This window comes from Mycetocola miduiensis (genome assembly GCF_900115155.1).
In the GTDB taxonomy this organism is placed as follows: domain Bacteria; phylum Actinomycetota; class Actinomycetes; order Actinomycetales; family Microbacteriaceae; genus Mycetocola_A; species Mycetocola_A miduiensis.
Genome location: NZ_FOVM01000003.1, coordinates 173,299 through 188,056 on the forward strand (window position 1 = coordinate 173,299; position 14,758 = coordinate 188,056).

15 protein-coding genes and 2 pseudogenes are annotated in these 14,758 nt (G+C 64.5%); 6 read left to right on the top strand and 11 right to left on the bottom strand.

What is annotated here, in order from left to right:
* Window positions 1-57 precede the first annotated feature (57 nt).
* From BM197_RS06675 to BM197_RS06705, 7 genes are all read right to left on the bottom strand, one after another.
* Window positions 58-1,077 carry an ABC transporter substrate-binding protein gene (locus BM197_RS06675; RefSeq protein ID WP_177216749.1) on the bottom strand — a complete coding sequence of 340 codons (1,020 nt, stop codon included), beginning with the start codon at window positions 1,075-1,077 and terminating at the stop codon, window positions 58-60.
* Between the two features lie 46 nt (window positions 1,078-1,123).
* Window positions 1,124-1,921: an ABC transporter ATP-binding protein gene (locus BM197_RS06680; RefSeq protein ID WP_090709958.1), complete on the bottom strand. Its 798-nt coding sequence runs from the start codon at window positions 1,919-1,921 to the stop codon at window positions 1,124-1,126.
* A 16-nt stretch (window positions 1,922-1,937) separates the two neighbouring features.
* A complete protein-coding gene (locus tag BM197_RS06685) occupies window positions 1,938-2,795 on the bottom strand; it encodes an ABC transporter permease (RefSeq protein ID WP_090709960.1) in 858 nt (285 codons plus the stop codon).
* The gene (locus BM197_RS06690) at window positions 2,795-3,595 is read right to left on the bottom strand and encodes an ABC transporter permease (RefSeq protein ID WP_090709961.1); all 801 of its coding nucleotides are present in this window, start codon (window positions 3,593-3,595) and stop codon (window positions 2,795-2,797) included. The genes BM197_RS06685 and BM197_RS06690 overlap by 1 nt, the downstream gene beginning before the upstream one ends.
* Window positions 3,592-4,386, bottom strand: a complete 795-nt coding sequence (locus BM197_RS06695) for a 2-keto-4-pentenoate hydratase (RefSeq protein WP_090709963.1) — start codon at window positions 4,384-4,386, stop codon at window positions 3,592-3,594. Before BM197_RS06695 ends, BM197_RS06690 begins: the two co-directional genes overlap by 4 nt.
* A complete protein-coding gene (locus BM197_RS06700) occupies window positions 4,383-5,186 on the bottom strand; it encodes a 2-keto-4-pentenoate hydratase (RefSeq protein WP_245762428.1) in 804 nt (267 codons plus the stop codon). Before BM197_RS06700 ends, BM197_RS06695 begins: the two co-directional genes overlap by 4 nt.
* 109 nt (window positions 5,187-5,295) lie before the next feature.
* A complete protein-coding gene (locus BM197_RS06705; RefSeq protein ID WP_090709964.1) occupies window positions 5,296-6,039 on the bottom strand; it encodes a FadR/GntR family transcriptional regulator in 744 nt (247 codons plus the stop codon).
* 137 nt (window positions 6,040-6,176) lie between these two features.
* On the opposite strand from BM197_RS06705, the gene BM197_RS06710 reads away from it, so the two are divergent.
* Both BM197_RS06710 and BM197_RS06715 read left to right on the top strand, forming a co-directional pair.
* The gene (locus BM197_RS06710; protein WP_090709966.1) at window positions 6,177-6,503 is read left to right on the top strand and encodes a GYD domain-containing protein; all 327 of its coding nucleotides are present in this window, start codon (window positions 6,177-6,179) and stop codon (window positions 6,501-6,503) included.
* A gap of 44 nt (window positions 6,504-6,547) precedes the next feature.
* On the top strand, window positions 6,548-7,123 hold the full coding sequence (locus tag BM197_RS06715) for a hypothetical protein (RefSeq protein ID WP_090709968.1): 576 nt from the start codon (window positions 6,548-6,550) through the stop codon (window positions 7,121-7,123).
* On the opposite strand, the gene arfB is transcribed toward BM197_RS06715, so the two are convergent.
* Window positions 7,120-7,542, bottom strand: a complete 423-nt coding sequence (gene arfB, locus BM197_RS06720; protein WP_090709969.1) for an alternative ribosome rescue aminoacyl-tRNA hydrolase ArfB — start codon at window positions 7,540-7,542, stop codon at window positions 7,120-7,122. The two genes, BM197_RS06715 and arfB, sit on opposite strands and share 4 nt — an antisense overlap.
* Before the next feature lie 86 nt (window positions 7,543-7,628).
* Here arfB and BM197_RS06725 point away from each other — a divergent pair, with 86 nt between their 5' ends.
* Window positions 7,629-8,342: a DNA alkylation repair protein gene (locus BM197_RS06725; protein WP_218151838.1), complete on the top strand. Its 714-nt coding sequence runs from the start codon at window positions 7,629-7,631 to the stop codon at window positions 8,340-8,342.
* A 141-nt stretch (window positions 8,343-8,483) separates the two neighbouring features.
* Complete coding sequence (locus BM197_RS06730; RefSeq protein WP_090709971.1) at window positions 8,484-9,620, top strand: aminopeptidase P family protein; 1,137 nt, start codon at window positions 8,484-8,486, stop codon at window positions 9,618-9,620.
* 9 nt (window positions 9,621-9,629) lie between these two features.
* Here the strand turns inward: BM197_RS06730 and BM197_RS06735 are convergent.
* Window positions 9,630-10,615 (bottom strand): annotated as a pseudogene (locus BM197_RS06735) (PhoX family protein); the annotation flags it as partial.
* Between the two features lie 85 nt (window positions 10,616-10,700).
* On the opposite strand from BM197_RS06735, the gene BM197_RS06740 reads away from it, so the two are divergent.
* Complete coding sequence (locus tag BM197_RS06740) at window positions 10,701-12,440, top strand: alkaline phosphatase D family protein (RefSeq protein WP_090709973.1); 1,740 nt, start codon at window positions 10,701-10,703, stop codon at window positions 12,438-12,440.
* Here BM197_RS06740 and BM197_RS16580 read toward each other — a convergent pair.
* Both BM197_RS16580 and BM197_RS06755 read right to left on the bottom strand, forming a co-directional pair.
* Window positions 12,421-13,059, bottom strand: a pseudogene (locus tag BM197_RS16580) (AarF/UbiB family protein); the annotation flags it as partial. The gene BM197_RS06740 and the pseudogene BM197_RS16580 overlap by 20 nt on opposite strands.
* Window positions 13,060-13,125: 66 nt before the next feature.
* Window positions 13,126-13,671, bottom strand: coding sequence for a PadR family transcriptional regulator (locus BM197_RS06755; RefSeq protein WP_090709978.1), 546 nt, complete (start codon window positions 13,669-13,671; stop codon window positions 13,126-13,128).
* Between the two features lie 139 nt (window positions 13,672-13,810).
* Between BM197_RS06755 and BM197_RS06760 the strand changes: the two genes are divergently transcribed.
* On the top strand, window positions 13,811-14,752 hold the full coding sequence (locus tag BM197_RS06760; RefSeq protein WP_090709979.1) for an endonuclease/exonuclease/phosphatase family protein: 942 nt from the start codon (window positions 13,811-13,813) through the stop codon (window positions 14,750-14,752).
* Window positions 14,753-14,758 lie beyond the last annotated feature (6 nt).

Genomic DNA, 14,758 nt, shown 5'->3' on the forward strand with positions numbered 1-14,758 from the left:
TGCCTTTCGTGGTGTGCCGGGCGGACGGTCCCGCCCGCCCGGCGGATTGTGAAGTGTTTACTTGCCTGGGACGTAGACCATCGCGTCGAGGTCCACGGGAGCGGGAATCGCGCCCTGGTCGACCATGATCTCGTTCCAGACCTCGAGGTTCTCGGCCTTCGCCGATCCGGCGACCCATTCAGGGAGCATGATCTTGGCAGCGAGCTCAGGGGTGGTCTTGCTGTAGGTCGGAACGATCTCACGAGCAGCGTCGGGGTTCTCAGCGAGCAGTGCGTTCGCCTTCTCCAACGCGCGGATGAACGCGGCGGTTGTGTTTGGGTTCGCCTTCACGAAGTCGGCGGTCATGCCGAGGCCGGAGAGCGGAACGCCAGCGGTTGGGCCGGAGAAGTTCGCGAAGAGCTTCTTGGCGCCGGCTTCGTTCGCAGCGGTCTGGAACGGCTCAACCAGCCACACGGCGTCGACGCCACCCGACTGCAGGGTCGGCACCATGTCGGGGAACGGCAGCTCGAGGAACTCGACCTTGCTCACATCCATGCCGGCTTCTTCCATGAGCACCTTGATGGTGAGCTCACCGGTGTTCTTGAGCGTGTTGACGGCGACCTTCTTGCCTTCGAGGTCCTCGATGGACTCAATGCCAGAGTCCGCCTTGACGTAGACGCCGTTGCTCTCTTCGTTGCCACGAACGCCCTCGGCGACGATGTTGATGCCGACGCCTCCGCTCTGTGCGAGCAGGAACGAGGGGTAGGTCGCGAATGCAGCCTGCATGTCGCCGGCGATCATTGCGGGGACCGCGGCGGCCCCGCCCTGCGCGGGCTGCGCAGTGACGTCGAGGCCCTCGTCTTCGAAGAAGCCTTCTGCGATGGCGATGAAGACGGATGCCTGGTCGGCGACTGGCGTGATACCGACGAGCAGTTCCGTGGTCTCCGGCTTGCCGTCGCCTGCCGGCGCCGGGGCGTCGTCAGCGGGTGCTGCTGCGCTTCCTGCCGAGCATGCGGCGAGACTGAGCGCCAGGGCAGAGGCTGCGGCGACGCCGAGCCAGGTCTTTTTGGTGCGAACTGTCAGGGATGTGATGGGCACGTTTCCTCCTTGAATAGTGCGGTGCTTGTTGGTGGTGCGGGGTTTGTCAGGCGACGTCGGCCACCGGGATGGTGACGTCGTCGCTCTTGGGATGACGGATGAGGCGGGCTACCTCGCCGCGCAGACGAATGAACTCGGGATCTTCCTTGGTCTCGATCTGGTCGCGGTTGTCCGACAGGGGGATGTCGAGGGTGGTGACAACGAATGTGGGCGGCTTGGAGAGGACGACGACCCGGTCGGCGAGGTACACGCTCTCGTCGATGTCGTGCGTAACGAAGAGGATGGTCATGTTGAATTTCTTCTTCACCGAGAGCACGAGGTCCTCGAGGTCTTCCCTGGTCTGCGCATCGACGGACGCGAACGGCTCGTCCATCAACAGGATTTTCGGCCGGTAGGCCAGCGCACGCGCGATGGCGACGCGCTGCTGCATGCCGCCTGAGAGCTGGAACGGGAAGCGATCTTCGAAGCCGGTGAGGCCGACTGCCACGAGCGACTCAGACACGCGGGCGTCGAGGTCGGCCTTGCTGAGACCGAGCCGCTTGAGCGGGAAGCGCACGTTGGACTCCACACTGAGCCACGGGAATAGCGAACCGCGGTAGTCCTGGAAGACCATTGCGAGTCCTTCTGGGACGGATGTGATCTCGTTACCGAGGAAGGTGAGGTCACCCCCGGTGGGTCGCATGAGCCCTGCCATCGTGCGCAACAGGGTGGTCTTGCCGCAGCCGGAGGGTCCGACGATGGAGACCAGCTCACCTGGCTCGACCGCGAACGTGATGTCCTTCAGCGCCAGGTGCGCCTTCGCGCCCGTGCCGTAGGTGTGGGTGAGGTGTTCGATGTTCAGCATGAATTTTCCTTACGGACTAGGCGGTTTCGCGACCTGAGCTGCGCTGCCAGGCGAGGATGCGACGCTCAATAACGGTGAGCAAGGTGTTGAGAAGGAAGCCGATGATTCCGAGCAGCACGATCCCGGCCCACATGTCGGGGAATCCGAAGCCACGCTGGGCCTGCACGATCGAGAAGCCGATACCGCTGGAAGCGGCCACCATCTCGGAGATCACCATGAGGATCAGTCCGAGTGAGAGGCTGGTGCGCACGCCGGCGAGGATCTTCGGGGCGGCGCCCGGAAGCACGATTCGCTTCAGTCTGCTGACGAAACTGATCCTGAACACCGTGGCGGTTTCGTACTTCAGTTCTTCGATCGAGCGCACGCCGTCGATGGTGTTCAGCAGAATCGGCCAGGCCGTCCCGAAGGCGATCAGCAGGACGCGCATCTCGTCGCCAGTGCCGAACAGCACAAGGAAGATCGGGATGAGTGCTGGCGGGGGTACCGCCCGCAGGAACTGGATGATCGGGTCGACATAGTCAGCGAACTTGCGGCTCAGCCCGATCGCGACGCCAAGGGAGATCGCAAGCACGACCGAGATCGCAAATCCGAGCAGCACGCGGCCCATGCTCGGCAGCACATCGTTGAGCATGCTCGGCGTGAGCACACCGTTCGGACCGGGCAGCCAGAGCAGCGCGGCCCGTTCGAAGATTCGGATCGGCTGGGGGAAGAACGGCGAAGGGAAGGCCATCGTCGCCAGTTGCCACAGAGCGAGCAGGACGGCGAGGACGATCCAGCGCAGCGCGAACCGGCTCCACCACTGGCGCCGGGCGGACTGCGGCTCGCGACTGGCGCGCGGCCGGTTGGCGGTGGATATCGATGCTGTGAGTGCCATTACGCCACCCCCTCCTTCTTCCAGGCGAAAATCTTGCGCTCGATGGCCACCAGAACGAAGTTGATGAGCATCCCGAGCAAACCGGCCACGATGGTTCCGGCGAACACGAGCGAGGTGTCACCGCCACCGGAGCTGATTCGAAGGATGTACGAGCCGATACCGCTGGCGGAGCCGGCGAGCAACTCGGCACTGATGGTCACAATCAACGCGATCGCCGCAGAGATCCGCACGCCGGTCGCCGCGAGCGGTGCGGCGTACGGCAGGCTGACGCGGGCGAGGATGCCGACGCGGCTGAGCCGGAACGTGCGGGCCGTCTCCTTAGCGACGGGGTCGACATCCCGGACTCCATAGACGGTGTTGAAGAAGATCGGCCACAGCGAGGCGTAGACCACGAGAGCGATCTTCATATCGGTGCCCTGACCAAAGACCAGGATGGCGAGAGGGATCAGCGCGACCGAGGGAATCGGCCGCATGAACTCGACGACCGCTGACGACGCCTCGTAGGCGATCCGGAACGAGCCGAGCACCAGGCCGAGCGGCACGGCGACCAGGATGGCGATGCCGAGTCCGATCGCCCATGCGGTCAGTGTTGAGCCGACGTCATGGAGGAACTCCGGGTCCACGATGAGGCCGGCCGTGTCGAGCAGCACCCGGGACATCGGCGGAAGGATGTTTCCGGGGATGATTCCGAGCCGGGAGACCGACTCGGCCAGGATGAGGAGAACGGCGACACCGATCAGGCCGCGGGTGACCTTGGGGGTCACCCCCCGGCGGACGGGCACGGTGGCGACGGCGCTCATGCCGACCTCCGCACGGGGACGACGATCTGGCCGAGCGAGGTGAATTCAACGGACACTTCGTCGCCGTCCGAGATGAACACGGCGTCGGTGATGCCACCCGTCAGAACGATCGAGCCGGCTTCGATCGCCTCGCCGCGAGCCGCGAGTGCGTTCGCCGCCAGCGCCAGCGCCTCAGCGGGGTGCCCCTGAACGGCGGCACCGGTCGCCGTGTCGACGACCGCGCCGTTGATGCGCAGCACGCAGGCCTCGAGCGCGAGGTCGAGGCCGTCTGGGGACACCGACTTCGCGCCGACAACGAATCGGGCGCTGGAAGCGTTGTCGGCCACCACGTCGGGCATCGCAAAGCTGAAGTCGCGGTATCGACTGTCAATCACTTCGAGCCCGGCGTGCACCGAGGCGACGGCACGCATGGCAGTCGCGGCGGTGACCCCCGGGCCCTCCAGCCGTTCTCCGAGCACGAAGACGATCTCGGGTTCGACTCGTGGGTGGATGAGCTGGTCGAGCACGATCGGAACCCCGGCCTCGAGCACCATCTTGTCGGTGATGACCGCGGTCAATGGTGAGTCGATGCCCATCCGCTTCTGCTTGGCGCGCGAGGTGAGGCCGAGCTTCACACCCACGACGGTGTGACCGTCGGCTTTCTTGCGTTCGATCAGGACCTTCTGCGCGTCGTAGCCGGCTTTGAGGTCGAGCCCCGGCCACTCGTCGGTGATCCGGCCGCGGTCGGTGCGGTTGGATTCGGCGTCGAGCAGGATGTCGGCGACCTTCTCGATCGTCCAGTCTGCGGTCATACTGCGTCCTCCTCGGATGCTGCGGTGAAGCGGGCGCGCACGTCGCCCAGGTGGGCGAACGTGGCGGTGAAGACGTCGCCAGGGGCGATGGGGACGGCGGCGGTGATCGAGCCGGCCATCACGACCGAGCCCTCCTCGAGCGTCTGACCGAGCGATCCGAGCTTGTTCGCCAGCCACAGCACGCCGTTCAGCGGGTTCCCGAGTACTGCGGCACCGGCCCCGGTGGCGACGACGTCGCCGTTCCTGGTGAGTATGCAACCGGCGAGACCGAGGTCTGCGACGTCCAGCCGGACGGGGCGATTACCGAGCACAACGGCGCCGGAGGATGCATTGTCGGCGATGGTGTCGGCAAGCTTGATTTTCCAGTCGGCGACGCGCGAGTCGATGATCTCGAGTGAGGCGATCGCGTAGTCGACGGCTCCGATCACGTCGACCAGGCTGAGTCCCGGTCCGCGCAGGTCATGCTTCAGTACGAAGGCGATCTCCGGTTCGATTTTCGGGCTGATGAACGCAGCCGCGTCGACAGCTGAGCCGTCAACGATCATGTCGCTGAAGAGGTGACCGAAGTCGGGCTGGTCGACGCCCAGCTGGCGCTGCATCGCGAGCGAGGTGAGGCCTACCTTGTAGCCGCTCACACGTCGACCCGAGTTCTTCCACCGCTCGACCTGGTGGAGCTGAATACGGTAAGCGTCCTCGAGCTGCAGGTCGGGGTGCGCGTCCGTAAGCGGAGCGACGGGCATACGTGTCCCGTAGGCCTCGTGCAGGTGTCCGCCGAGGGCGGCGATGTCGATGTCGTTCAAGATCGGACCTCGTTGTCAGGGAATCGTCAGCGATTCCGGAGCGGCAGAACCATATTATTCATCATGTCGAATATGTCTATAGGGATGGGCGAGTTTCCCTATGTTGTCGTCAACTCATGGTGTCGGTGAGTCGCTCCGAGTATGGGGCATGTCGCTCGGCCGCGATGCGTGCGCGTCCGGGGCTGCCGGACGCGATGGCATCCACAAGCTCCCGATGCAGTTCCCAGTTGTCCCGCCATGAGTTCCTGAAATGGGGGTCGGCCGCAACGTTCTTCAGTGCCTCGCGGGCGGTATCGATCAAGGAGATGTAGATCGTGCGGAGCATCTCGTTGGGCGACATCCGCGCGATTTCCTCGTGCAGGTGCCAGTTCTGCCTGAGGTATTCGGCTGGGTCATCCTGAAGCTCGCCCATTCGTGCCAGAATCGCTTCCAAGCGAGCCAGTCCTTCGCGATCTGCACGGATAGCGGCGTGTGCGGCCAGCGGAATCTCCAGCGCGTTGCGAATCTCGAGCGCGTCAGACACCGACAGCGAGTTGCTGTCCAGAGCCAGGATCAGGTGGCTGAGACGAAGCTGGGCGGACTGCTCCGCCACAAAGATGCCACCCTGCGGGCCCGGGCGCGTCTCGACCAGGCCGCGACTCTCCAGCAGGCGAATGGCTTCGTTCAGGGTGGAGGCTGCCACTCCGAATTGAGCGCGCAGGTCGGATTTCCTCCCCAGGCGCGCTCCCGGAGTCGGATGCTGCCGCTTGATCAGCTCGCTGACCTGGTGCGCAACAGCCTCCGCCCGCGAGACGTGGTCATTGGTCACCCGGTCGAAGGTTGGGCTGACGTCACCGCCGAAGGACTCGTTCATAATTTCAAAATCGTAACATTGAACATGCTGAATAGGAAGAGAAGATTATCCGCGCGTCCTGCTACCCCGTTGATGGCGCGGCTGCAGGAGTTCATTCTGGGTGAAACGGCACTGCGAGACTGAGCAAGGAGCGAACGATGCCTCTCTACCTGACGAAATTCAGCTACACGGCCGAGACCTGGGCGCGGTTGGCGAGCAACCCCGAAGATCGCCGGAAGGCGGCTCAGACCTACATCGAATCGGTCGGCGGACAACTCCACGGGTTCTGGTACGCCTTCGGCGACCACGACGGTTACACCCTGTGGGAAGCTCCGGACAACGTCTCGATGGCTGCAGTTGCGCTTGCGATCAACGGGGGCGGCGCCATGAGTTCCATCCAGACAACGGTGCTGCTGACGGTGGACGAAACGTTGGAAGCGCTGAGCAAGGCGCGACAAATCAGTTACCGCCCGCCGGGCGCCTAGAAGCCACATCAGTCCCTCTCCGTTTCGATCACCAGGCAGATGGCATGGATGGTGTCCAGGCCGCGATCGACGCGTTCAACGCTGAGTCGGGATCGCAGCTGCGCTCGGCTGAGGAACTGTTCCAGGACTGGGCCGTCGCGGTCTACCTCGACGATGAGGAGTCGGACCGCTTCGACATCAAGGCCGTCGACTTCGGCGACCCGGCGTCGACCACCTCCCGTACGCACTTCATTGAAGAGGGCTGGGACTACGGTTTCGTTGAGGCGCTCGTCAACGGCGAATGGGTAACGGTTCCGCTCGTCGACGACGCGGGCACGGTTGTCACCAGCAGCGACAACCCCCACGGCAACAACACCGAGGGCGCCGGCCTCACCGGAACATCCGGCGGCGCGTACTTCGTGGACGCCCAGGTCGTCGCCTCGCGCGACCTCACCTCGGGTGTCAACTCACCATTCGAGATCACGGATGGCGCAGGCAACTACGTCTACCGCCTCAGGGGTGATTTGATCTCGCAGTCCGGCTTCAGCACCAAGTGTGCGAACGGCCAGAAGCGCGACTTCGCGACTCTCGTGTCGAACATGCCGGGAAACGGAGGGGCCCACTTCTTGTCTGCGGGCTAATCGGCCGACGGCCTCCGCCGCTGTTGCTTGGTCTCGGAGCGCTGCCCTTTCGCGGCAAGCCGACGGCGTTGCGAGCCCCGGGAGGGCTTGGTCGGCCGACGACGAGGCCCGTCAGGAGCGAGACCTGCACTCACGATCTCGGCAAGCTTGCGCCGGGCGACCTCGCGATTGCGCAACTGCGAGCGTTGTTCAGAAGCGGTAACGGTGAGAACCCCTCCGACGAGTCGGCGTCCGAGACGCGCGTTAAGTCTCTGGCGCTGCTCATCCGTGAGCGACGACGAATCGGCGACGCTCCAGAAGAGCTCGACGCGACTGTCCGAGGTGTTCACGTGCTGGCCGCCGGGCCCGGACGAACGGGAGAATCGCCAGCCGAGTTCGGATGACGGAATCGTCAGCGCCGGTGACACCTCCAGGTCCATGAGCCAAGCCTTGCACGATCCCGGGTCCCAGGCAGAGCGGGAACCCTCCTCGTAGACTGGATGTCGCGCGAGAACAGGAGGCCGCGATGGCCCAGACGACGATGGCCCAGACAACGACTGCCAGTAGGCCGACCAGAACGACGGTCCCTGAGTTGATGGCGGAGCTGGCTGCGCTCGACGACCCGAGAGCACGCGAGGTGAACGCCAGGCATGGCGATGACCACGGCGTGAATCTTGGCAAGCTGCGTGCCATCGCGAAGCGACTCAAGACCCAGCAGGAGCTCGCACTGGACCTGTGGCAGACCGGCGACACCGCTGCGCGGCTGCTCGCGCTACTGATCTGCCGCCCGAAGGCGTTCGAACCAGGCGAGCTCGACAGGATGCTGCGTGAGTCGCGCACTCCCAAAGTTCAGGACTGGCTCGTGAACTACGTGGTGAAGAAGAACCCGCACGCCGAAGAGCTGCGAGTGCTCTGGTTTACCGACCCGGACCCTTTGGTGGCAAGTGCCGGCTGGGCGCTAACCGGTGGACGCGTGGCCAAGAAGCCGGAGGGCCTCGACCTTCCCGGTCTGCTTGACGCCATCGAGGCAGAAATGAAAGATGCACCGGATCGCCTGCAGTGGGCGATGAACAACACCCTCGCTTCGATCGGGATTGAGCACCCCGAGTATCGCGCCCGCGCGGTCGACATCGGTGAGCGCCTTGAGGTGCTCAAGGACTATCCCACTCCCCCGAATTGCACGTCTCCGTTCGCGCCGATCTGGATCGCCGAGATGGTGGACCGGCAGCAGGGCGCCTAGCCCCCTCGGCGAAACCGCGCATGCTTACTGTGCCGCGGCGGGACTCCCGGCCGGCATCTTCAGCTGTTCAACCGCGTTCTGGATGGCGATGGCCGGGGTGGTGGCCGCGATTTCCGCCGTGGCGGTGAAGGAAGGAATGCGATGAACCAGAAAGTGCACACAGAACCGGTCAGATTTACAAGCGACGACTATGCGGCCCGGATGGTTCGCGTTGTCGAGGACGCGGCCGAGGTCGGCCTCAACGGAGTTCTCGCGACACCGGGACCGGACCTCGTCTGGCTCACCGGTTACCAGCCCACCGCGATCACCGAGCGGCTGACGATGTTGGTTCTCGCACCCGACGAACATCCGACGTTACTCGTGCCCGCCCTTGAAAGGTCCGATGCGGAGGCTGCCGAAGGATCGTCCAGCGTTACAGTCGTCGATTGGGCCGATGGGACGGACCCCTACGAGGCTGCCAGACACCTGCTCCCGCCGGACGGCCGGTTCGGAGTGTCAGACTCGGCGTGGGCACTGCATTTGCTCGGGCTGCAAACAACGCTGCCCGACACCAGGTATCGGGCGTTGAGCGCAAGCCTTCCGATGATGCGCGCGGTCAAGGATTCGAATGAGCTCGGCCGCCTCGCGATGGCGGGCGCCGCCGCAGACGCAACCTACGGCGAGATCGTGAAACTGCGGTTCGCCGGCCGGCGCGAGACGGAGGTGGCTGCCGATCTCGCCAGGCTCCTGCGGGAGTTCGGTCATGAGCAGGTCGACTTCACGATCGTCGGCTCTGGCCCCAACGGGGCCAACCCTCACCACGAGGCGGGCGATCGGGTGATCGAGCAGGGAGATGCGGTCGTGCTGGACTTCGGCGGCCTCATGTACGGCTACGGGTCGGACACGAGCCGTACGGTGTATGTCGGTGAGCCATCCGCGGAGGTGCGGGCGGTTCACGAGGTGGTTCGACTGGCGCAACAGGCGGCTTTTGAAGCGGTCCGTCCGGGGATCGCGTGCCAGGAGATCGACCGGGCGGCGAGGGCGGTCATCACGGAGGCCGGGTACGGCGAGGCGTTCATCCATCGCACCGGCCACGGAATCGGTGTGACGACTCACGAGCCGCCGTACATGGTCGAGGGTGAGGAGCAGACCCTCCGGCCCGGGATGTGCTTCTCGATCGAGCCGGGGATATACCTCGCCGGTCGCTTCGGCGTGCGGATCGAGGACATCGTCACGGTCACCGACACCACCGGTGAGCGGTTCAACAACACCGACCACGCTCTCCGTACGGTCGAATAGGCCGCAACTCTACTTCTGCCAGACCTGCACCATAGAGGGGCGAGGTGCGGCCACCATGCCGTTGCCGGTCACCGCGGTGTAATCGGGGAAGTCGGAGTGCTGTTCGGCGAAGCTGCCGTGCTCACGCGGGTGCTGCACGGCTACGTAGACCATGCTCTCGTCGTCGCGGATGATCGGGCCGCAGGTCTCCGCCTCGCGCGGTACGGCGAGGAACTGGTCGACGCGGCCGCGGTTGGCACCTTCGAGGCCGACGCGGAACAGGCCGTCGTTGTAACCGATGGCGCCGGGCTGGCCGTCGGTCGAGATCAATAGGCCTGCCTTGTCGAAGGCGACGTTATCCGGGCAGGAGATCGGCGAGACCTGGTCGACGGGGTAGCCGGCGAAGTATGCCGAGCCTGAGACGGCGGGGTCGCCGCAGACGAGCAGGATGCTCCATCCGAAACTCGTCGCAGTGGCGTCGTTCCGCGCCTCAGTGATCTCGAGCACGTGGCCGTCGCGGTTGATCGTCTTCGGGTTCATCTCGTCGACGCCCGCCTTGCCCGGCGTGCCGCGCTGCGTGTTGTTGGTGCAGGCCACGTACACCTCGCCGCTGGTCGCAACGTCTTGTGGGAGACGAACTTATAGAGGTAGTCGAAGCACTCGTCATCACCCATGTATGCGACCACTCGGCCGTCGGGTGCGACGGTGACGTTGGCCCCTTCGTGCTTCATGCGGCCCATGGCGGTGTGCTTCACCGGGGTGGATGTGGGGTCGTGCGGGTCGATCTCCACGATGTAGCCGAACCGGTTCGGCTCGTTGACGTAGCCGGGGTTGGCCACCGCATCAAAGCGCGGTTCGAGGGCTTCCCAGCCGTAGGTGGATGCCGACGTCGACAGGCCGTAGCGCTTCTGGCCGGGCGTGGTGGCGGGCGACCGGAAGTAGTTGTTGACGCTCTCCTCACCCCAACGGATGATCGGCGCCCACTGGTAGCCGGACGCGGTTTGTAACCCGACTGTCGCGACGTTAAACCCTGGCAGTTATCGGCCGCAAGCTGTTCTGGGGGCCTTGGCTGCGCCGAGCCGAAACGGGTAAGACTGTGTCATGACGATCTCACCGCTCGTGCTCGGCCCGTTGATGCGGCATGTGGATGAGACTTCGGCAACGATCTGGGTGGAAACTCGGGACGCTGTCCAGGTCGCGGTCCGGGCCGGAGGCCGAAGCTGGGCTGCCCGCACCTTCGGGGTGCACGGCCACCACTATGCCCTGGTCGAGGTAGATGGGCTGGAACCAGGATCGGTGACGGCGTATACGGTGGACATCGACGGCAGCCAGGTCTGGCCCGATGTGGGGTCCGCGTTCCCGCCGTCGAGAATCGCCACCCTGACTCCGGGAAAACCGCTGCGGATGGCCTTTGGTTCCTGCCGCACGAGCGTTCCGCACGATGCATCCGGAAACCGGACCCACGGCGTCGACTCGTTGCGTGCCTACGCACTGGCAATGGCCTCGAATAGCGATGACCTGCCGTGGCCAGATCTGGTGGCCTTCCTCGGCGATCAGGTGTACGCCGATTCGACCAGCGAGCAGATGCAGGAGTTCATCCGCGCCCGCCGCGATATCAAGGCGCCGCCTGGTGAAGAGCTCAAGGACTACGAGGAGTACGCGCATCTCTACTATCTGGCCTGGTCGGATCCCGCCAACCGGTGGCTGCTGTCGACTCTGCCCAGCGCCATGATCTTCGATGACCATGACATCCGCGACGACTGGAACACGTCGATGAACTGGAAGCAGGAGATGGAGGCCACATCGTGGTGGCACGAACGGATCGTGGCGGGGCTCGCCTCCTATTGGGTTTACCAGCACCTGGGCAACCTGTCGCCGAAGGAGCGGGCCGAGGATGCCATCTGGCAGCATGTCGCCCGGTACAGCGGTGAGGCCGAACTGGATCTGAGCGCGGTACTGGACGCTTTCGCGGATCGGGCCGACAAGGAGCCGACGTTCTACCGATGGAGTTACTGCCGGGACTTCGGGGACACACGGCTCGTTGTTGTGGACTCCCGCGCCGCGAGAAATCTGGCGCCCGATAACCGGGGACTGCTGGACTCCGAGGAAATGGCCTGGCTCGATGACAGGATGCGCGGCGGCTTCCGCAACCTGCTGGTGGCGACGTCGCTGCCCTTCCTGCTTCCTATGGGCCTGCACCATGTCGAGTCCTGGGACGAGGCTCTGTCGCAGGGCGCATGGGGCAAACGAGCGGGTCGGATCGGCGAGAAGCTGCGCCAGGCGGTCGATCTGGAACATTGGGCGGCATTCCAGGACAGCTTCCGGAAGGTAGCGGTCATGGTTTCCGAGGTCGCGGATGGCAGACGCGGCCCGGCTCCGGAAACCGTCGCGTTCCTCTCCGGGGATGTGCACTTCTCCTACGTGTCGGAGGTGAAGCGTTCGTCAGGGAGCAAGATCGTGCAGGCCGTCTGCTCGCCGATCCGCAATCCGCTCCCCCGGCTGACGAGGTCGTTTGCGGCGGTCATGTCTTTCGGCGTTGCCGGGACGATCGGAGCGTTGGTTGCCCGCTCGGCAAGAGTTCCGGATCCGCCGTTCCGCTGGGCGGGCCTCAAGGGTCCGTGGTTCGACAACAACCTCGCCTGCCTCGAGGAAACACCGGAGGGGCTCAGAATCTGGTGGCGCACGGGCGTGGTCGAGGACGGTGACGAACTGAACCCGAAGTTGAAGGAGGTCTCTGCCTTGACAGTGGCTCCCCGGCGGAGTGCGAAGCACACGGGGTCTGGTAACAGCACGATTCATCGGCCGGAAAAGTCCCGGAGAGCTATCCCCGGCGGGAGGTGAACAGCACGTGCAAAAGCGGAACAATCGACGCCACCATGAGCACCGTGCCGAAGACCGCATCATCGGCGCGGAGCAGAACACCGCCGATGAGGAGGGCGCCAAAAAGGAGCGCCGGAACGAGCCGCCGCCCGATACTCTCCAACCGCGCGATCCGTCGTTCGACCGCGGGAGTCTGCACCGAAACCGAACCGTCTTCGAATCGGGCGATGATCCCGTCCAGGCGTTCGGGCAAGCGTACGGAGCGCCCTGCGACCTCAAGCGCCTGCAGGGCGACATCCTTCACCACGTTGCTGCCTTCGTCCCGCAGCAGTTGCGCCGCGTACGGTTCGACGGAATCCCACAGGTTGAAGCTTGCGCAGGCCGCTGCGCGTACCGCTCGACACCTCCCCCATCATGCCGAAGTCGATGAACGTCAGTCTCCACGGTCGCTCGCCGGAGCCATCCGACACCGGAGTGACGAAGATATTGCCCGGATGCGGGTCGGCGTGGAAGAAACCCTGTGTGAACAGCTGGTCGAACATCACCGTGGCGAAAACCGGCGCCACCTCCACGGGGTCATTCCTGCTGCCAGAAGCGATGCCCTGTCGGTGATCTTGATCGCCGTCACATCTTTGAGCGTACGGTCGCAGACGAGCCGCACATGGCTGAGCCATCCACCAACCCTGTGGAGCCGACGGCACCGCCGTCAGTCCTGGGCGAGAATCGAGTAGAGCCGGCGTCGTGCCTCGTCGAGCACCTTCACCGCCTGCTGTATCTGCTCAGGTGATCCGGTTCGACCGACCTGGGCGGCTGCCTGTGCAAGTTCCATGCCCGCTTTCGGCAGGGCGGAGAAGCCGGATCCGCTGCCCGAACCCGCGGTCTCCCACGGTGCCGATGAGCTGGAACTGGCGGCCTCCTGACGCCCGGCCTCTGTGAGTGAGTAGGTCTTGCGACCGTTGGACTCCTCGGCGCTGATCAGTCCTTCGTCGGCGAGTAGTTGCAGCGTCGGGTACACGGAGCCGGCGCTCGGTTTCCAGGTGCCGTTGCTGCGCTCGTCGATCTCTCGGATGATCTGGTAACCGTGCATCGGCTTCTCGGCGAGCAGTGCAAGAACCGCCGCGCGCACGTCGCCTCGGCCCATGCGGCTGCCGCCGCGTTTCTCGAATGCCGAGCGCAGTTGCTCCATGAACTGCCACATACCATCGGCGGGGTTGCCGGCACCGAACGCTCCTGCTGGGAATGAGTTACCCATGATGAATCTCCTCCTCGAACGTGAAAGATGCTCAACGATATATCGTTCCGTGCCTGAGCGATAGGGGTCAGGATGCCGTGTACGACGCGTCTTTTTAGTATGGGATTCCACCGGAAGTTGTGGCGTGGTTTCATGAAGTATGGCGACGACAGTGCCATCCGATGTCGCTGAGAATCTCGCCCTCCGCGGCGCAATGTTATCCGAGGTGATCCCACCGAAGGATGCCTCCAACCTGCTGATCGCGACCTGGAATCTTCGCGCGATGGGTGGCCTGACGGCGAAGTGGCACTCCGACGTTGGCGATTCACCAGCACGCAACTGGTACGCCGTGGCGTGCATCGCCCAGATCGTCTCGCGCTTCGACGTGATAGCCATCCAGGAGGTGCGCCGCACCACGACCGCACTACGTTTTCTTCTCGAGCAGCTTGGCGACGAGTGGCGGGTGATCGTTTCAGACGTGACCGAGGGCGGTCCGGGAAACGGCGAACGGCTGACGTTTCTCTATGACTCGACGCGGGTACAGGCCTCGGGGCTGGTGGGCGAGATCGTCTTGCCGGCCACCGTCCAGGGTCCAACCGAGCAGTTCGCGCGCACGCCATACGTGGCCAGCTTTTCTCGCGGATCCGCCGAGTTCACTCTGACGACGCTGCACGTCATCTGGGGCGCCAACGCCCAAGCGCGCCTGCCTGAGATCGCGGCGTTCGCGGAGTGGATGCGCGCTTGGGCGGATCGCCCTCACGACTGGAACGACAACCTTCTGGTGCTCGGTGACTTCAATCTGGATCGCATCGGGGACCCGTTGTTCGAGGCGTTTGTCTCGACGGGCCTGTGGCCGCCAGCAGAGTTGAACGACGTCCCGCGGACGGTGTTCGACAACGACAGGTCCAAGCACTTCTATGACCAGATCGCCTGGTTCAGCGGGCCGAACGGGGCCTCCCTGCTGCACTCCCTGACCTACTCAATGCGAGCAGGCTCCTTCGACTTCCTGCCGAACCTGCTTGGCGGGCTGACACGCTCAGAGCAGTCGTGGCGGATCTCCGACCACTATCCGTTGTGGGTGGAGTTCCGCCTGCCTCCATAAGCGCCT